The organism is Martelella mediterranea, assembly GCF_021021415.1.
Classification (GTDB): Bacteria; Pseudomonadota; Alphaproteobacteria; order Rhizobiales; family Rhizobiaceae; genus Martelella; species Martelella mediterranea_C.
Window position 1 is genome coordinate 23,230 of sequence record NZ_JAINWJ010000047.1, and the last position, 17,658, is coordinate 40,887.

Consider the following 17,658-nt stretch of genomic DNA (forward strand, 5'->3'; position numbering starts at 1 on the left):
ATTCATGAATTACTCTAGCCAGGTCGAAAAGGACTACGAGGTCCGCGGCTGGTACGGTGCGACACAGGAAGTGCTGCATGATGGCGGCAGCGCAACGGCCCCGCTGATCAAAGCGGCGGCAGGCGTCATCATCAAGAACCCCTTTGCGGGCAAGTTCGTGGCAGACCTTTCCGCGCTGACCGCGCCTTCGGCCGCCATCGGCTATGCGCTGGGCGAACGCGCGGTGGCCCTGCTGGGCGGCCGCCCGGCAGAAAGCTACGGCAAGGGCGGCATCGCCGGCGTTGCCGGCGAGCAGGAGCATGTGGTGGCCTGCGTCACCACCACCTTCGGCGATCCGCTGCGCGAAGCCATCGGCGGCGGGGCCGCATGGATTTCCTCCGCCAGCAAGGTCGCTTCGGCCGGCACCGCCATCGATATTCCGCTCGCCCACAAGGACGAGCTCTATATCCGGTCCCATTACGACGCCTTCACCTTCGTCGTGCCGGACGGCCCGCGTCCTGACGAAATCCTGATATGTGTTGCGGTGGCCACCGGCGGCCGCGTGCATCAGCGCGTGGGCGGAATGAGCGTTGCCGACCTCAAGGCAACGGCCTGAAACAAAACGAACACCAAGGAGACGACATGCCTCTGAACATCAAAGACCTGAAAATCACCTCCTCCGATTTCGCGCCGCTTTCGCGCCTCGCCGACAAGCATGCCGGCGACAAGGGCAACGCCCTGCCGAAACTGACGGTCAGCGGCGTGCCGGAAGGCACCAAGGAGCTGGCCGTGATCTGCCATGATCCGGACGCGCCCCTGGCCCATGGCTTCACCCACTGGACGGTCTATGCCATCGACCCCAAGGCCACCGATCTTTCGGACGCGCAGGAAAAGTACCGCGTCGGCCCCAATGGCGCCGGAGACATGCAGTATTATGGACCGCAGCCGCCGGCCGGCCATGGCGACCATCATTATTACTTCTGGGTCTACGCACTGGACACCAATGTCGAGGGCACGCCGACGCGCGAAGAGTTTCTCGACAAATATGCGGACAATATCATTGAGCAGAACCGGATCGTCGGTCTCTACTCCAACTAACCGATGTTTTTCCCGGCGTGATTCCCTTCGGGGTCACGCCGGGGCCGCCCCTCCAGAGGAGACCTGAACAATGTCTGATACGAGAACAGCGCGCGAAACCGCGATCCAGGAGCTGGTGATGGCCACCCGCATTCTGGTGAACGAGGGCATCATGGATGTCTTCGGCCATATCAGCGCCCGCGACCCGGAAAACCCGGACCAGTTCCTGCTGCCGCAGAAACTCGCGCCCAATACGATCACGCCCTCCGATATCCAGACCCTGACGCTCGATGGCGAGACGACGGACAACCGCCCCTCCTATTTGGAGCGCTATATCCACAGCGAGATCTACAAGGCCCGGCCGGATGTGATGTGCGTTCTTCACACGCATTCGCCCGCCGTTCTGCCCTTCTGCTTCATCGACACCCCGCTGCGGCCGGTCACCCATATGGGCGCCTTCCTCGGCGAATCCGTGCCGGTTTATGAAATCCGCGACAAGCAGGGCGAGAACACCGATCTGTTCGGCGGCAGCCCCGAAGTCTGCGCCGAAATCGCCGAAAGCCTCGGCCAGTCGGCTGCCGTGATCATGGCCCGCCACGGCGTCGTGAACGTCGGCAACTCGATCCGGCAGACGACCTTCCGCGCCTTCTATATGGAACAGGAAGCCAAGGCCTATACGCTCGGCCTCCAGATCGGGAAGATCAAGTTCATGACCGATGGCGAGCTCGAGGCCGCCGGCAATCTGGTCGGCGCGCAGATCAATCGCGGCTGGGATCACTGGTCGGCGGCTGTCCGCCACAAGGGCCTTGCCGAAGACCTCGACTAAGACACGCCCACGGAAGGCGCAATCAAGGGCCTGAAGTCCCTGCGCCTCCCGCTCCTCAACATACGCAAGACGGATCGGACCGGTCGCGCCGATCGCAAGGAAGAACGCCATGTCGCACGCTGAAACCTATGACTACGTCATCGTCGGAGCCGGCTCCGCGGGCTGCGTGCTGGCCAATCGACTGACCGAAGACCCCTCCGTTACCGTCCTGCTGCTCGAAGCCGGCGGCTGGGACCGCGATCCGATGATCCATATTCCGCTCGGCTGGGGTAAGATCCTCACCGAGCGGCGTCACGACTGGATGTATTTCTGCGAGCCGGAGGACAATGTCGGCGGCCGTGCCGTGGAATGCGCCCGCGGCAAGGTGATCGGCGGCTCGTCGTCCACCAATGCCATGGCCTATGTCCGCGGCAATCGCGGCGATTACGACCGCTGGGCGGCTTCGGGACTTTCGGAATGGTCCTATGAAAAGACCCTGCCCTATTTCAAGAAGACGGAAAGCTGGGAAGGCGGGGAAACGGCGTTTCGCGGCGGCTCCGGCCCGGTCTCGACGCAGCGCTGCCGCTACCAGGACCCGCTGACGGATGCGGTGGCCGAAGCCAGCCGCGCGGCGGGTTATCCCCAGATCGAGGATTACAACGGCGAGACCCAGGAGGGGTTCAGCCGTCTGCAGATGACCATCGACAAGGGTCGCCGCGCCTCCACCGCCAACGCCTATCTGCGGCCCGCCATGAAACGGAAGAACCTCACCGTTCTGACCCATGCCATGGCGAAACACATCACCTTCGAGGGCAGCCGCGCCACCGGCCTCGTCTTCGACCACAATGGCAATGAGCGCCGCGTCATCGCAAAGCGCGAAGTGCTGCTTTCGGGTGGCGTCATCAACACACCGCAACTGATGATGCTCTCGGGCCTCGGCGCGGGCGACGAGCTGCAGGCGCAGGGGATCGAGACCCGGGTCAATCTTCCCGCCGTCGGCAAGAACCTTCAGGATCACGTTTCGGTCCTGATCATGCATCACCGCAAGACGCCCGGCCCCTTCCTGCACAAGATGCGTGCCGACAGGATCGCGATCGATTTCGCCAGGACCTATCTGACGGGCAAGGGCTTTTCCGGCGACGTGCCCGGCGGCGTGGTGGCTTTCCTGAAGAGCGATGAAACCCGCCCTCTGCCCGATATCCAGCTCCTCTTCACCGCCGCCCCGCTTGCGGCATGGCCGTGGTTCAAGCCGTTCAAGCAGCCGTTTCGCGATGGCTTTGCCACCCGCATCGTCGCGGTGCAGCCGGAAAGCCGGGGCTCGGTCAAGCTCGCCTCCGCCGATCCCTTCGCAGCCCCGCTCATTCACCAGAATTTCCTGGCCGCCGAGAACGACTGGAAGTCGCTGCGCGCAGGCTTCCGCGTCGGACGCACGCTCGCCGCCCAGCCGGCCATGGCCAATTTTATCGAGACCGAGTTCTTCCCCGGCGCCAAATGCCAGAGCGACGAGGAGATCGACGAGCATATCCGCAAGACCTCCATCACCGTGCACCACCCGGCCGGCACCTGCCGCATGGGCGCGGACGAAGCCTCCGTCGTTGACCCGGAACTGAAGGTTCGCGGCGTTGCCGGGCTGCGCGTCGTCGATGCCTCGGTAATGCCGGATCTGCCCTGCGGCAACATCAACGCCGCCGTCATCATGATCGCCGAGAAGGCGGCAGACCTCATCAAGGCCAGCCAGACATGATCCACTAGAACCAACGACCAAGGGACAAGAAGCGAAAACGCCGGTCCGGTAGCAAAACACAGAGGTGAACAAAAATGAAATTCAGAACTTTCGCAGCCGGCGTGCTGCTTATGGAGAGCTCGGCCAAGCCTGCGGCTCCGGCCCGGGACATGCTCCTCCCTCCAGCCCCTCTCTTGGGGTGATGTCGATGCTGACCCCACCGGTGGCGCTGACCTCGATCACCGCGGCCAGTCTCGACGGGGCCAATATGTGGTCTAGCGGCTTCAAGGCGCCCAAATGCGCCCGGGCCTCACGCATTGCTGTCGGTTTCTGCCTGATGTTGCCGCACGCGCTGGGCCGCATGTCCACCATTTTCAACACTATCGCTGCTGTCGTGCTCGTCGCTCCGCCCGCAGAATACCCGTCTTGCCGAGACGATTCCGTCTGCAGCCACCAAGGCCGGGCACCCCGGCCCTGACCACTCAACCAGGAAAGAGAAAACCATGAAGAAAATTGCAATCATCGGGTTGGGAACCATGGGGCCGGGCATGGCGGCGCGGCTGGCGCGCGGCGGCATCGCGGTCACGGCCTATGACATCGCGCCGGCAGCACTGGAACGCGCCTCGGCCATGATCGCGACGGCCAATGCCGTGCTCGATACGCTCGGCATTGAGGGAACGGCGGATAACCCCATCAAGCTGACGAGCGACCTCGCCGAGGCGGTCGCGGATGCCGACCTCGTGATCGAGAATGTTCCGGAAAAGGCTGATATCAAGGCCGGCGTCTATCGCCAGATTGATGCCCTGATCGGCCCTGACGTCATCGTCGCTTCCGACACGTCGGGCATTCCGATCACCAGCCTTCAGGAACACATCTCCAACCCCGCCCGCATGGTCGGCATGCACTGGTCGAACCCGCCGCACATCATTCCGATGATCGAGGTGATTGCCGGCGCGCAGACCGCGCCGGAGACGAGCGAGGCGATCAAGACGCTGATCCGCTCGCTCGGCCTCCTGCCCGTCACCGTCAAGAAGGATGTGCCGGGCTTCGTCGAAAACCGCGTGCTTTACGCGCTTCTGCGCGAAGTGATCGATCTGGTCGAGCAGGACGTGGTCGACCCAGAGGATATCGACACCTGCGTATCCTGGGGGATCGGCTACAAGCTTGCGGTAATCGGCCCGATGGCGCTTCTGGATATGGCCGGGCTCGACATCTACAACTCCGTTTCGAGCTTCCTCAACGCCGACCTCGCCGACCGTAAGGACGTGCCGGAACTGGTCAAGGAGAAGATCGAGGCCGGCACGCTGGGCCTGAAATCGGGCAGCGGCATCTATGATTATACGCCCGAGAAGATCGCCGAACTGCAGAAGAGCCGCGCCCAAAAACTGGTCGCGATCCGCCGTATCCTGGAGGAGCGCTCATGAGCGAGGAAGGCAAGGCCGCCGAAAAACCGAAGGGCGCGGGCAATTTTGTCACCCGCGCGCTCCACACCGGCCTCGGCATTGTGCTGCTCGTCGTGGTCGCTATCAATGTGCTCAACGCCGGCAGTCGCTATCTCTTCGGCATCTCTCCCGTCGGCGCCGACGAGCTGATGATCTATCTGATCATCTGGATCACGATGATTGCGGCGGTCCTGTCATTCTTCGCCCGCAGCCATATCAGCGTGGATCTGGTGCCGCTCTATACCCCCGGGCGCGCCCGGTATCTCTGGTATATCCTGCATGATCTCATCGCCATCTTCGCCTGCGCCTTCGCGACCCATGCGTCCTGGCTCTTCATTGTGAAAATCAACCGCATCGGCGTAAGCAGCATGGGGCTCGGCATCCCGATGACGATACCGCATGCAGCCCTGCTCTTCGGTTTCGCGGGGCTGACCGTGGCAGGCGCCGTCAAGCTCGTCTTCGACATCATGGCCCTGCTGCGAAAAGCCCCGGCTTCGGAGAGCCGCCCATGATCTTCGCCTATATCGTCCTGCCCATTCTGCTGGTCGCCATCGGCACGCCGATCTTCCTCGTCTTCCTGACGGTGGTCGCCGTCGCCATGCTGTTCTTCCTGAACATACCGCCCGTGGCGCTGCAGCAGGTGATGTTCGGCGGGCTGGACAATTTCGCCCTCCTGGCCATCCCGTTCTTCGTCTTCGCGGGCCAGCTCATGAGCTCCAGCGGCATCGCCAACCGGCTGATCGCCTGGGCCATGGCCATGGTGGGACGGGTTCCGGGCAGTCTCGGGGTCTCCACCGTCGCGGCCTCCACGGCGCTCGGCGCGATCTCCGGGTCGTCGGTCGCCGCCGTCGCCGCGCTCGGCCAGACGCTCTATCCGAAACTGATTGCGGCGGGCTACGGGCAACGCCACGCGGGCGGCCTTCTGGCCTCGTCCGGGGCGATCGACATCGTCATCCCGCCCAGCATCGCCATGATCCTCTATGGCATGGCAGCCGAGCAATCCATTCCCCGGCTGTTCATCGCCGGGATCCTGCCGGCGATCCTCATGGCGGCGCTTCTTTCGCTGTTCGTGGTCGCGGATTCGATGCGCCGCGGCATCCCTTCGGATCACGCCTTCTCCTTCAAGGCCGCCGCCAAGGCCACAAAGGATGCGTTCTGGGCGATCCTGATGCCGGTTTTCGTCCTCGGGGGCATCTATCTCGGCGTATTTTCCCCCTCCGAGGCGGGCGGCTTTGCCTGTTTCTATGCGATCGTGATCGGGCTCTTCGTCTACCGCACCATGACCCTGCGCGACATCGTCAACGCGGCCGGCAGCGCGGCCATGCTCTCGGGCCAGATCCTGATCCTCGTCGCCGCTGCAAGCGTCATCACCTGGATCGTGACGACACAGGGCGTCCCGCAGGCCATCATCGCCTGGATCAACGCGATGGAGCTCTCCGCCTTCGCCTTCCTCTTGGCGATCAACCTGCTGCTCCTGGCCATCGGCGCCTTCCTCGATCCGACCTCCGCGATCCTCGTCTTCGCGCCGCTTCTGGCGCCGATCGCGATGTCGCTCGGCATCGACCCGATCCATTTCGGCATCATCATGACCGTCAATCTTGCGATCGGCATGTTCACGCCGCCCTTCGGGCTGAACATCTTCGTGGCGCAACAGGTGACCGGCCTGCCCGCGCACACGCTCTACCGGGGCGTTGCCCCCTTCGTGGCGGTGCTCATCATCGCGCTCATCGCGATCACCTATGTTCCCGCTCTATCCCTGACCCTCGCCCACTGAAAAGGACGCTTTCCATGATCTCCAATCTTCTCAAAACGGCAGCCTTTGCCACCGCTCTGACGGTGAGCACCTTCCTCATCGCCCAGGCCCAAACTACGATGAAGCTCGCGACCGCGACCATCAACGACGTGCAGCATGAATGGATCAAGGTCTTCGCCGACGAGCTCGCCGAGCGCGCGCCGGGCGCCGTGACGACCGAGATTTACCCGGCCTCCCAGCTCGGCGCGATCCCGCGCATGTCGGAAGGCGTGCTTCTGGGCACGATCGAGGCCTTCACCACGCCGACCTCGTTCATGTCCAACGTTGATCCGCGCTTCCAGGCCTTCGACGTGCCGGGCCTGTTCACCTCGCCGGAAGATGTGCATGCGGCGCTTCACGACCCGGAATACCGCGATCACCTGGAAACCATGTTCCTGGAAAAGGGGCTGCGCGTGATCGGCGCGATCTACAACTCGCCGACCGTGCTGTTCACCATGGAAGACGCCAAGACGCTGGAGGACGTCAAGGGTCTCAAAATCCGCACCTTCGCCTCGCCGCTGCAGATCAAGCCGATGGAACAGCTCGGCGCGATCCCGCTGCCGCTGGCGCTGTCCGAGGTGATCCCGCAGCTCCAGTCCGGCGGCCTTGACGGCATGCTGGTCGGCGTGCCGATCCTCACTGCGTTCAAATATTATGACGTCGGCAAATATATCCTCGACCTGCATTTCGCCGAAGTGGTCTCCGTCACCGTGGTGAACGAGGACTGGTTCCAGATGCAGAGCGAAGACACCAAGGCCGCCATCATCGCTGCCGGCCGCGCCGCCGAAGAAGCGGTCTACCCCTGGGGCGTCGAGAATGTCGACCGCTCCTATGCCACCTGGACCGAAAACGGCGGCGTGATCACCCAGCTTCCCCCGGAAGAGCAAGCGCAGATGGAAGAGGGCTTCGCCGCGCTTGCATCCGAACTGCTGGAAGGCCAGCCGGAAGTGAAGGCCGAATATGAGCGGCTCCACGCCCTGGTCGAGGCATCCAAGGCCCAGTAAAACGCCTGCCTCAAGGAACCGACCGTTTCCGCGCCCCGAGCATGCAAGCCGTGCTCGGGGCTTTTTGTTGCGCGCCTGCACGATCAGGCGTCATTTTCGAGGTCCCGTCTTCGATACCTATATCGAGGCCCAGCTTGCGCCGTCGCGCAGCGCCGGTAATGAAGGCGGTTTTGCCCTGTAGACGGTTCATGCTTTCTCCTCGTGCTACGCCGGCGCCTGTGACGGTGCTTTCGCCTTCAACCCTACATTAATCTTTACACGCGTAAATAAATCACTTTACGCCGACTGACGGACCTTCAGGGTTCCCGGAAGGACGCTTGCCTCGAAAGCCGATTGCGGGTCGCCGGTCCGGCGTTCAAGCAGCGCGATCGCCCGCTCCGCAATGCCTTCGACATTCTGCGCGACCGTGGTCAGCGGCGGCGAAATGTACTGGCTCAGCGGATGGTCGTCATGGCCGGCGATGCGCAATCGTTCACCGCCGCGCTGATCCCACAGGCCGAAAAGATGGGCCGCGCGCGAGGCGCCAAAGGCGAGCCGGTCATTGGCGCACAGGATCGTTGCCGTTCGATATCGCCCGCTGGCAAAATGGTCGCTCATGGCATCAAAGGCATAAGCTTCGAAATCCCATCCAAAGCGGGCGGACTTCTCCGAAGGGACAGGGACACTGGCAGCCTTCAGCCCGCGCCTTTCCATGGCTGCGCGAAAGGCCGCCTCCCGCTCCGCACTGTTGGAGTTCAATTGTGGCATGGCGAAAAACACCGGCGGCTCCCCGGTGCGGCAGAGGTAGTCAACCATCAGATCCACCGTCGCGAAATTGTCGGTGCCCACGAAATCCAGCGCCGGGGCATCGCCGCCGAGGCGAGCATCGAGCATGATCGTCGGCAGCATTTCGGCAAGCCGCGTGATGGCGGTCGCGGACGCCTCCCCGCCCAGCGGCGCCACGAGCGCGCCATCGACATTCATCGACAGCAGTCGGTCGATCGCGCGCGCTTCCCGTTCGGGCGAACCATGCGAACATTGGGTGATGACGGTCCCGCCACCCGCAAGCGCTGAGTCTTCGATCGCCTGCAGCAGACTGGTGTAGAAAAGATCGTTGTAATGCGGAATGACGACCCCGATCAGCCCCGTGGACTGCCGGTTCATCCGGGTTGCAAAGAAATTCGGCACATAATCGACATCCGCAAGCCGCGCGCGGATTTTCGCGGCCGTGCCGGCGCGCACGCTTTCAGGGTCGCGGAAAAAGCGCGACAAGGTCGGTCTGGATACCTCGATGGTCCTGGCCAGCTCTTCCATGGTTTTGATCCGGCGCTTCTTCGACAAGCAGTCACCCTAAAATTGACGCGCGTAAAGTTTAACGTTAGAACACGCTGTATCCTTACAGGAGATCGACGTGAACACAATTCCGACCCTGCTGACGATCGGCGAATTGCTGGTCGAGTTCGTATCGCGTGAGAAGGGGTGCGGTCTCGAAAGGGTCACCGCCTTCGACGGCCCGTTTCCAAGCGGCGCGCCGGCAATCTTTCTCGATCAGGCCGCCCGCATGGGCGCGCCGACCCGCATGATCGGCGCGGTCGGCCGCGACGGGTTCGGCCGCAACCTGAAGGCGCGGCTTGAGGCGGACGGCGTCGACACTCGTCACATCGGCGAAAGCGAAACGCTGACGACCGGAACCGCCTTCGTCTCCTACTATGATGATGGAACGCGAACTTTCATATTCCATCTGGCCGGAACGGCCGCGGATGCGAGCCGCTTCGACGAAGCCATGCTGCCCAAAGGCGAGATCGTCCTGCACGTTTCCGCCTCCTCGCTGGGCTCGGCCCCGCTACGCAGGGCGATCATGCAGGCGACGGAATCGGTGCTCGCCCGCGGCGGCAGGCTCTCGCTCGACCCCAATGCAAGACCCGAACTGATGCGCGATCGCGAAAGCCGCGAGGCGCTTGAGAACCTTCTTGCCCGCAGCCATTTCCTGATGCCGAGCGTCAGCGACCTCGATTTCCTGTTTCCTGGTCTTTCCACGGAGGCGGCGATCGACAGGCTGCTGGCGATGCAGGCGGAAATCGTGGCCGTCAAGAAGGGCGCGGAGGGCGCGTTGCTGGTCGATCGCGGCGAGCGCCACCTCTACGCCCCGCACGCGGTCGAGGAGGTCGACCCCACCGGAGCCGGAGACGGTTTCTGCGGCACGCTGATGGCGTTGCTGCTTCAGGGCCGGCCGCTGGAAGAAGCGGGTCGGATGGCCAATGCAGCCGGGGCGATCGCGGTCACGCGCAGGGGACCGATGGAAGGCAATTCCACGCCGCAGGAAATTTGCGCCTTTCTGAACGCAGAGAGCGAAAAGGACCGGAAGACATGAACCTTCAAGCACTGATCGAAACCAATCGCGGCGGCGAGCCGACCGGCCTGCCGAGCTTCTGCACCGCCAACGAACTTGTCCTGAAGGCGATCCTTTCCGTAACTGCCGAAACGCGGTTTCCGACCGTAATCGAGGCGACCTGCAATCAGGTCAATCAGGACGGCGGATATACCGGCATGACGCCCGCCGATTTCATCGGCTGGCTACACGCGCTTGCCGATAGCGCCGGCGCCGATCGTGACGACCTGCTCATCGGTGGCGATCATCTCGGACCCAATCCCTGGCGCCGGCAAAGCCCGGAAAACGCCATGGCCAAGGCGCGCGATCTGGTGCGCGACTATGTCGCGAGCGGATTTCGCAAAATCCATCTCGACGCCAGCATGGCGCTCGGCGGCGAGGCCCATCCGAGCTTCGAGCTTGTCGCGGAACGCGCCGCCGATCTTTGCGCCGTCGCCGAAGACGCCGCCGCCGACCCTTCCGAACTGATCTATGTGATCGGCACGGAGGTTCCCGTGCCGGGCGGCGAAACGACCGAGCCGGACGCACTCGACGTGACGTCGGTCGCGCGGCTTGAAAAAACCATCGAAACCCATCGGGTCGCCTTTAAGGCGCGGGGGCTGCAGTCGGCATGGTCGCGCATTGCTTCTGTGGTGACCCAGCCGGGCGTCGATTTCGGGCATAGCGCGCTCTATCGCTTCGACCCGCTCGCCTCCAAGGACCTCAGTGCCGCTATCCTCGATTTTCCCGGCCTGACCTTCGAGGCGCATTCGACCGACTATCAACCGGACGAGGCGCTGGCCCAGCTCGTCGAACAGCATTTCTTCTTTCTGAAAGTGGGCCCGGAACTTACCTTCCGTTTCCGTGAGGCGATCTTCGCGCTGGCCGGGATCGAAGAGCTCATCGATCCGCCATCGCCAAGCCGGATCAGGGAGATAATCGAGGAGCGGATGTCTGCCGAACCCGGCCACTGGCAGGACTATTACAAGGGCAGCGAGGTCGAGATGAGGCGGCTGCGAAACTTCAGCTACAGCGACCGCATCCGCTACTATTGGGGCGATAGCGCGGTCATCGCCGCCCTCTCGCGCCTGTTCAGCAACCTCTCCAAGGCCGGGCTGACGGAAACGTTGGTATCCCAATATTTCAACGGCTTCCCCTTTGGCCATATCCCCACGGACGCCACCGAGATTCTCCACCATCATGTGCAAACCAGCGTCCGGCGCTATTTCGCCGCCTGCGGCTACACGAATTAAGGCCGCATCCGCTCTTCGGATAAACCGAATGGCCGGACTTCTTTGCGGAACGTAGGCGTGAAACCACTTCAGGGCAATGAAAAAGGGGATACCGGTCCCCTTCATCACATATCGATTTCCACATACCGTAGCGTTTGCGATATCAGCCCAACGCCGATTCCATGGATCAGCCCGGCGCGGCGCTATCGAGGATCTCGCGCTTGCCGACATGGTTGGCGGGGCCGACAAGCCCTTCCTTCTCCATGCGCTCCACCAGCGAGGCGGCGCGGTTGTAGCCGATCGACAGGCGGCGCTGGATATAGGAAGTCGAGCACTTCTTGTCGCGCTGCACGATCTTCACCGCCTTGGCGAAGAGATCGTCGGCATCGTCGTCCTCGCTGCCCATATCGGTGGCGTCGAAGACGGCGGTATCCTCGTCGCCCTCGTCTTCCTCTTCCTCGTCAACCACGACGCTGCCGAGATAGGTGGGCGTGCCTTGTGTTTTCAGATGGGCGACGACCTTTTCGACCTCGTGGTCGGAAACGAACGGACCGTGGACGCGGGCGATCCGTCCGCCGCCCTTCATGTGCAGCATGTCCCCCTGCCCCAGCAGATATTCCGCGCCCTGCTCGCCAAGGATCGTGCGGCTGTCGATCTTCGAGGTCACCTGGAAGGAGATGCGCGTCGGGAAATTGGCCTTGATCGTGCCGGTGATGACATCGACCGAGGGTCGTTGCGTCGCCATGATCAGGTGGATGCCGGCGGCGCGCGCCATCTGCGCCAGACGCTGGATCGTGCCCTCGATCTCCTTGCCGGCGACCATCATCAGATCGGCCATCTCATCGACGATGACGACGATATAGGGCAATGCGGAGAGATCGAGTTCCTGTTCCTCGAAAATCTGCTCGCCGGTGGTGCGGTCAAAACCGGTAGGCACCGACACCATGATGGTCTCGCCGGTCGTGCGCGCCTCGGCGACGCGCTTGTTGAAACCGTCGATATTGCGCACGCCGAGCCGCGACATCTTGCGGTAGCGATCCTCCATCTCGCGCACGGCCCATTTCAGCGCCAGAACCGCCTTCTTCGGATCGGTCACGACCGGGGTGAGCAGATGCGGAATACCGTCATAGACGGACAGTTCCAGCATTTTCGGATCGACCATGATCAGCCGGCATTCTTCCGGACGGAGGTGATAGAGCAGCGACAGGATCATGGTGTTGATGGCGACCGACTTGCCCGAACCGGTGGTGCCGGCCACGAGAAGATGCGGCATTTTCGCCAGTTCCGCGACCACCGGCTCGCCGCCGATATTCTTGCCGAGGCAAAGCGGCAGGCGGAAATCCGTCGTCATGTAGAGGCGGTTTTCGAGAAGCTCTCTCAGATAGACCGTCTCGCGCTCCTCGTTCGGAAGCTCGATGCCGATCACATTGCGGCCGGGGATGACCGCGACGCGCGCCGAAAGCGCCGACATGGAGCGAGCGATGTCGTCCGAGAGGTTGATCACCCGCGATGACTTGACGCCCGGCGCCGGCTCGAATTCGTAAAGCGTGACGACTGGGCCGGGGCGGACATCGATGATCTCGCCCTTGACGCCAAAATCCTCCAGAATGCTTTCCAGCAGGCCAGCGCTCTGTTCCAGCACTTCCTGGCTCAGATCGCTGGTCTCGTCTGCAAGCGGCGCTTGTAAGAGCTCGATCGAAGGGAACAGGAAATCGGTCTGTTCGTGCTTCGCCAGAACGTTCAGGGGCCCGGCGACATTGTCCGACGCATCGTTCTCCGCCGGTACGGGTTGGTGTGGTTGCGCGTCGCCGAAATCGGCAATGTCGGCTTCCGCTTCGTCTTCCCACGCATCTTCGTCTATCTCGGCGAAGGCCTCGTCACGTTCGTCCGTGAGGTTGTTGTCATCAATGGCATCGCTCGCGTCGAGAGGGGTTTCCTGCGCCTGAGCGGGCTCTGCCTCAATGTAATCGTCTGCCGCGCGCCGGGTCGGGCTGTAGAGCAGTACCTGCCGGTAAAGCGCAACCGCCGAGGCCCCCTCCTCCGCGCTCGCCGTCGGCTCATCGGCGGCGGTTTCCACCGCGTCGGAGGCGGAGGTGCAAGGCATGAGGTCTTCGCAGGCGCTCGCCTCATCGTCACTGTCGTCTTCCGCGGACGTCGCGGCCTTGGGCGCCGGCGTTGCATCGTCGAACAGCCCGAGTTCCATCATCTCGAAGGCGAGCCCGTCCGGAATGAAGGCGAGCGCCCCTGCCCCGGCCTGTGCCTGGCGGGTTTCATCCGCCGTTGCTGCGTTTGGGGCATCATGCATTTCAGAGATCGCGGGGACTTGCGGAATGTTCACTTGGCTTTTGTCATTGTTTGTTGAAGTCTGTTGCGTCGTCGTTTGCGTGACGGGCTCTGGATCAGTTTCGGGCTCGAGAAAGGCCGGCTGCGCTGCGTCATGCTGCTGCGCGCCGAGCGGGTGGAACAGGAAATCCACCAGCACCGGCGGTTCGTCCTGGAACGGCTCTGCCGCCGGATGTTGTAAGGTGCCCTCCCCCCGTTCCGCCGGCAGCTCTTCGGCAATGCGATTCTGTAGCGCTGCGGCGGGCGATTGCGGCGGCAGGTCGTCAAGCGCCTCCGGCTTTGCGGCCGACGCCGGCGATTCGGGGTGTTTCCTGTGCGGCGTGCGGGTGAACCGCACATTCGGTCCCAGCACGAAGGGGCGCTGCCAGGTCGGAAGCCGGTCGGGATCGAGGATCGCCGCATCCGGATTGCGCCGCGACGGTTCCGTGATCCGGTCGTCACCTTTTGTCTGATCACCGTCCGTCCGCAGCGATCCGGCGGGTTTCGATTGAAGGCTTGGATAACGCGAAAAGGGCATGCTGATGAAGACCAATCTGAGAGCTGTCACTCAGCCAGATTGATAGAAAAGAAACCTTAACCAGTCGTTTCCTCCGGCGACATTTGGCATCGTAAACTCGGCCGGTGTTTCCACCGATCTTTTGCTGAAAGCTGACGGACTTGCCGAGCTTCCGTCGATCTTCACGCGCGATGTGGCGAAGACCAAGGCGAAGCCATCACAAAGACCTTGCCGGAAACGGCGGCAAGTCGTGGGCTGCATATCGTGGATCGCAGAGAAGACGGCGCGACCTGCACACGATCGGACTGAGAAAAGCCGGAGCCCATGCAGAGGCATGACCGCCGGTTTCCCCAAGCCCGTGGCAATGCTCTTATTCCTCCTCGCTTTCCGCCTCCGCCTGGATCGCCTCCACCTGGGCTGCGGCCCTGCTGAGCAGTCCCGCATCCTCGAGCGCCTCGATATCCAGCAAATCGCGCAGCGTCTCCATCCCGAACGCCGCGAGGAAATGTCTGGTTGTTACATAGGTATACGGCGCGCCGGGCGTCGGACTGCGGCGGCGGGAAGCGATGAGGGCAGCGCTGCGGAGGGACGCGATGGTGTCGCGGCTGACCTCTTTGCCAAAGATCTTTGACAGTTCGGCGCGGGTGATGGGCTGGAAGTAGGCGACGGCCATCAGCACCATAGGGCCGGCCGGCGAGCTCCTGCTGAAGATCGTCGATCAGCAGGTCGATGCTGCAAACTTTGGCTCGATCATCTGAAGAAAGGCCGTGAAGTCTAGCGCAAGAAGGACCGGTTCAAGCAGGTGGTGTCCGGCACCGTCGAGATACCAGCGCAGATCGTCGGGAAACGACGCGGCCAGGCGATTCAGCGGCGGACCGTCTCATAGGAAACGTCGATCCCACGCTCGAGTAGCATTTCCTCAACTTCACGCAGGCTCAGATTGAACCAAAGGTAAGCAAACCGCGTGAGCAACGATCTGTGGCGGAAAACGATGACGCTTGAAACTGATATCGGCTGTCTGAATCGTCGAAATTTGCGCCTAACCTAAAACGCAGGCAAGGGTCACCAGTGTCGAAACGGATAAGGTTTCGGGGGTGGCGCCCGACACCGGGCAGGTCATCAAGGCCTGGAGACAAAGCGATGGAGCACTGATGGTACTTTACCCGGTGCCAGCGGCATCACCGACGTCCGATGGGAAAACATTTACCGCCCCCTATGTCAGAGACATGAAATTGGCCGCCGGCGACCAGCTTTGTGTGGTCTCGCAATTCCCGAAGGACGGAACCATGACCCCGTTCAACAGGCAATATGAGGGCTATCCAGGGGCTTGAGCCGGCATTTCGCTTTTCCTGCCTGCGCCGCAACGGGTGCAGGCAGGATGGCGTCATCCTGCGATGCGCATGGCGAGCGGTCTAAAGCTAAATCACAAAACACTAAAACTGCTCAGTTCTTTTCGAGTTGTGCTCTCAGCGGGCGTTCGCCGACAGCAATTTCCCAGCACAATAAATAACAATAGGCCTCAGAAGTAGTTTACATTGATGTAAGAATACTTCATATGTAATATAGACATGATTTTCAAAACAATGTTATTTTTAACACATCTATAACACGTAGATTGATAAGTAAAATTTGAAGGATTGGTGAAATGAATAAAAGTAATGATGATAAAGTTCATGGCGCGGTTGGCCGCGGCGCCGATGTCTCTGCCCCGAACTGGACTCCAGTCACCACGGTCACGGAGATGGGGACACCTTTCTCACCAAGTTGCGCCCGCTTTAACGGCACCGACTGGGCCGTCTGGCGGGCAAGCTCAGACGGTTATGTCTGGTATAACACTGACAACGGTAGCGGCTGGGGTATGGAAATCGGGTATGACGTCTCGACCAACGCGTCACCTGCGATCACGGTATATGACGGCAAGCTTTACCTATTTTGGAGCGCCATAGGAGGGGGACGTATCAATTATGCAACTCATGATGGATTCGGGTGGACGACTGGTCCAGGATATCATCTCTCGGGAACCGATACGTACTATGGCCCGGCAGCCGCAAGCTGGAACGGCAAGCTTTATGTGGCGTGGAATTCATACACAGATAACACGCTAAGCTATTCCTGGTTCGATGGGAAAAACTGGTATAAGCCGCGGAAGACCAGTTATTCGCTTCGGGACAGGCCGGCTCTGGGCGTATTCGACAATACGCTTTATGGCGCCATTGCCACTCTCTCCGCCCCGGGACTTGTTCCGTTGCGATATGCCAATAGTGAATGGGTCAATGCGGGTTCGGTGCCCGGCGCGCAGAATTATTACGGGCCCGCACTGGCAAGCGACGGCCAAAAACTGTTGCTGATGTGGGCGGACTATCCTAGTGGGAACTTGATGACATCGACTCTTGCCGATGCCGATAGCCCGACTTGGACGCCGGCGGCAGGAACCGCATCGGGGATGAAGACAAGGAACGACTCACCGGCCCTCTGTGGGGATTCAACAGGTTTTCGGGCTGTGTGGACGCCATACGGCCACAGTAACCTTGTTACGAGTACTCTTGCTTCCAGCCAGCCCACGCCGCCACCGCCGCCGCCAACCACTGATCGCCCGGTCCCGCCGGAAATTGATAACGCGGATCAAAATAATGTATCGGGCGTTACCGGGTACAACTATTACGTGACCATAATTGTCACCTCCAGTGAGGGTGATCAGCTCACGAATGTTCAAACACAGGCCAAGTCCAACGGCAGTTGGGCCTACACGCTCGATTACACCTTGACCCAGGGCATGACGGTTCAGGCTGTTACGTCCAAGGATAAGGACAGCACTGCATCCGATGCCTATGTCAAGGTGATCGGCCAGTTTCAAACCGGCCCGTTGAGGATCACCAGTGTCGAAACGGATCAGGTTTCGGGGGTGGCGCCGGACACCGGGCAGGTCATCAAGGCCTGGAGATTAAGCGATGGGGCGCTGATGGTCCTTTACCCGGTGCCAGCGGCATCACCGACGTCCGATGGGAAAACATTTACCGCCCCCTATGTCAGAGACATGAAATTGGCCGCCGGCGACCTGCTTTGTGTGGTCTCGCAATTCCCGAAGGACGGAACCATGACCCCGTTCAACAGGCAATATGAGGGCTATCCAGGGTCTTGAGCCGGCATTTCGCTTTTCCTGCCTGCGCCGCAGCGGGTGCAGGCAGGATGGCAGCAATCGAGTCTTCGCACACGACAAGACGTGAGATGGTCCGCGAGCGTTGTCGAGCGGCACATTGTCGACGATGTCGCGGTGACGTGTTCCGCTAAAATGGGACAGATATTCCTGTCTTCGTCTGAATACTGCTCAAACGTCTCATCATACAAACACAAAACCCGTCGAGAAAATCGACGGGTTTTGCGACTATCTGGGCCGGAGCCTATGCCTCGCCTTTCCTGG

General features: G+C 61.6%; 15 protein-coding genes and 1 pseudogene. 11 read left to right on the forward strand and 5 right to left on the reverse strand.

All coding sequences use genetic code 11. The features are described 5' to 3' along the window. The first annotated feature begins 4 nt into the window (after positions 1-4). The 8 genes from K7H91_RS20685 to K7H91_RS20720 all read left to right on the forward strand — a co-directional run bounded on the left by K7H91_RS20685 (position 5) and on the right by K7H91_RS20720 (position 7,822). Positions 5-595 carry an amino acid synthesis family protein gene (locus tag K7H91_RS20685; protein ID WP_230722102.1) on the forward strand — a complete coding sequence of 197 codons (591 nt, stop codon included), beginning with the start codon at positions 5-7 and terminating at the stop codon, positions 593-595. A gap of 26 nt (positions 596-621) precedes the next feature. Further along, positions 622-1,077 (forward strand): YbhB/YbcL family Raf kinase inhibitor-like protein, encoded by a 456-nt coding sequence (locus K7H91_RS20690; RefSeq protein WP_230722103.1) that lies wholly within the window; start codon positions 622-624, stop codon positions 1,075-1,077. A 70-nt stretch (positions 1,078-1,147) separates the two neighbouring features. Further along, on the forward strand, positions 1,148-1,882 hold the full coding sequence (locus K7H91_RS20695; protein ID WP_230722104.1) for a class II aldolase/adducin family protein: 735 nt from the start codon (positions 1,148-1,150) through the stop codon (positions 1,880-1,882). Positions 1,883-1,991: 109 nt separating this feature from the next. Further along, positions 1,992-3,605 carry a GMC family oxidoreductase gene (locus tag K7H91_RS20700; protein WP_230722105.1) on the forward strand — a complete coding sequence of 538 codons (1,614 nt, stop codon included), beginning with the start codon at positions 1,992-1,994 and terminating at the stop codon, positions 3,603-3,605. Positions 3,606-4,087: 482 nt separating this feature from the next. Beyond that, positions 4,088-5,008, forward strand: coding sequence for a 5-formyl-3-hydroxy-2-methylpyridine 4-carboxylate 5-dehydrogenase (gene fhmpcd1, locus K7H91_RS20705; protein ID WP_230722106.1), 921 nt, complete (start codon positions 4,088-4,090; stop codon positions 5,006-5,008). Continuing rightward, positions 5,005-5,538: a TRAP transporter small permease gene (locus K7H91_RS20710; protein WP_230722107.1), complete on the forward strand. Its 534-nt coding sequence runs from the start codon at positions 5,005-5,007 to the stop codon at positions 5,536-5,538. The genes fhmpcd1 and K7H91_RS20710 overlap by 4 nt, the downstream gene beginning before the upstream one ends. Further along, positions 5,535-6,800 carry a TRAP transporter large permease gene (locus K7H91_RS20715; RefSeq protein WP_230722108.1) on the forward strand — a complete coding sequence of 422 codons (1,266 nt, stop codon included), beginning with the start codon at positions 5,535-5,537 and terminating at the stop codon, positions 6,798-6,800. The genes K7H91_RS20710 and K7H91_RS20715 overlap by 4 nt, the downstream gene beginning before the upstream one ends. Before the next feature lie 14 nt (positions 6,801-6,814). Further along, complete coding sequence (locus K7H91_RS20720) at positions 6,815-7,822, forward strand: TRAP transporter substrate-binding protein (protein ID WP_230722109.1); 1,008 nt, start codon at positions 6,815-6,817, stop codon at positions 7,820-7,822. 10 nt (positions 7,823-7,832) lie between these two features. Here the strand turns inward: K7H91_RS20720 and K7H91_RS20725 are convergent, their stop codons facing one another. Both K7H91_RS20725 and K7H91_RS20730 read right to left on the reverse strand, forming a co-directional pair. Then, positions 7,833-8,012 (reverse strand): hypothetical protein, encoded by a 180-nt coding sequence (locus K7H91_RS20725; RefSeq protein WP_230722110.1) that lies wholly within the window; start codon positions 8,010-8,012, stop codon positions 7,833-7,835. An 86-nt stretch (positions 8,013-8,098) separates the two neighbouring features. Beyond that, on the reverse strand, positions 8,099-9,142 hold the full coding sequence (locus K7H91_RS20730; RefSeq protein WP_230722111.1) for a LacI family DNA-binding transcriptional regulator: 1,044 nt from the start codon (positions 9,140-9,142) through the stop codon (positions 8,099-8,101). A 70-nt stretch (positions 9,143-9,212) separates the two neighbouring features. Between K7H91_RS20730 and K7H91_RS20735 the strand changes: the two genes are divergently transcribed. Together K7H91_RS20735 and K7H91_RS20740 are read left to right on the forward strand one after the other, a co-directional pair. Beyond that, on the forward strand, positions 9,213-10,172 hold the full coding sequence (locus K7H91_RS20735) for a carbohydrate kinase family protein (RefSeq protein ID WP_230722112.1): 960 nt from the start codon (positions 9,213-9,215) through the stop codon (positions 10,170-10,172). Next, on the forward strand, positions 10,169-11,422 hold the full coding sequence (locus K7H91_RS20740) for a class II D-tagatose-bisphosphate aldolase, non-catalytic subunit (protein ID WP_230722113.1): 1,254 nt from the start codon (positions 10,169-10,171) through the stop codon (positions 11,420-11,422). Before K7H91_RS20735 ends, K7H91_RS20740 begins: the two co-directional genes overlap by 4 nt. Positions 11,423-11,588: 166 nt before the next feature. On the opposite strand, the gene K7H91_RS20745 is transcribed toward K7H91_RS20740, so the two are convergent. The 3 genes and pseudogenes from K7H91_RS20745 to K7H91_RS20755 form a co-directional block, all read right to left on the reverse strand. Next, positions 11,589-14,261: a DNA translocase FtsK gene (locus K7H91_RS20745; RefSeq protein ID WP_230722114.1), complete on the reverse strand. Its 2,673-nt coding sequence runs from the start codon at positions 14,259-14,261 to the stop codon at positions 11,589-11,591. Positions 14,262-14,610: 349 nt separating this feature from the next. Beyond that, on the reverse strand, positions 14,611-14,922 hold the full coding sequence (gene scpB, locus K7H91_RS20750) for an SMC-Scp complex subunit ScpB (protein ID WP_419197506.1): 312 nt from the start codon (positions 14,920-14,922) through the stop codon (positions 14,611-14,613). A 185-nt stretch (positions 14,923-15,107) separates the two neighbouring features. Further along, positions 15,108-15,264, reverse strand: a pseudogene (locus K7H91_RS20755) (IS6 family transposase); the annotation flags it as partial. A 621-nt stretch (positions 15,265-15,885) separates the two neighbouring features. Here K7H91_RS20755 and K7H91_RS20760 point away from each other — a divergent pair. Further along, on the forward strand, positions 15,886-17,379 hold the full coding sequence (locus K7H91_RS20760) for a hypothetical protein (RefSeq protein WP_230722115.1): 1,494 nt from the start codon (positions 15,886-15,888) through the stop codon (positions 17,377-17,379). Positions 17,380-17,658: the final 279 nt, after the last annotated feature.

Bases quoted from the DNA above. Each gene is read 5' to 3' on its own strand.
- K7H91_RS20745 (WP_230722114.1), bottom strand. From the start codon at position 14,261: ATGCCCTTTTCGCGTTATCCAAGCCTTCAATCGAAACCCGCCGGATCG.
- K7H91_RS20760 (WP_230722115.1), top strand. From the start codon at position 15,886: ATGAATAAAAGTAATGATGATAAAGTTCATGGCGCGGTTGGCCGCGGC.
- K7H91_RS20685 (WP_230722102.1), top strand. From the start codon at position 5: ATGAATTACTCTAGCCAGGTCGAAAAGGACTACGAGGTCCGCGGCTGG.
- K7H91_RS20710 (WP_230722107.1), top strand. From the start codon at position 5,005: ATGAGCGAGGAAGGCAAGGCCGCCGAAAAACCGAAGGGCGCGGGCAAT.
- K7H91_RS20715 (WP_230722108.1), top strand. From the start codon at position 5,535: ATGATCTTCGCCTATATCGTCCTGCCCATTCTGCTGGTCGCCATCGGC.
- K7H91_RS20695 (WP_230722104.1), top strand. From the start codon at position 1,148: ATGTCTGATACGAGAACAGCGCGCGAAACCGCGATCCAGGAGCTGGTG.
- K7H91_RS20725 (WP_230722110.1), bottom strand. From the start codon at position 8,012: ATGAACCGTCTACAGGGCAAAACCGCCTTCATTACCGGCGCTGCGCGA.
- fhmpcd1 (WP_230722106.1), top strand. From the start codon at position 4,088: ATGAAGAAAATTGCAATCATCGGGTTGGGAACCATGGGGCCGGGCATG.
- K7H91_RS20740 (WP_230722113.1), top strand. From the start codon at position 10,169: ATGAACCTTCAAGCACTGATCGAAACCAATCGCGGCGGCGAGCCGACC.
- K7H91_RS20700 (WP_230722105.1), top strand. From the start codon at position 1,992: ATGTCGCACGCTGAAACCTATGACTACGTCATCGTCGGAGCCGGCTCC.
- K7H91_RS20690 (WP_230722103.1), top strand. From the start codon at position 622: ATGCCTCTGAACATCAAAGACCTGAAAATCACCTCCTCCGATTTCGCG.
- scpB (WP_419197506.1), bottom strand. From the start codon at position 14,922: ATGGTGCTGATGGCCGTCGCCTACTTCCAGCCCATCACCCGCGCCGAA.
- K7H91_RS20720 (WP_230722109.1), top strand. From the start codon at position 6,815: ATGATCTCCAATCTTCTCAAAACGGCAGCCTTTGCCACCGCTCTGACG.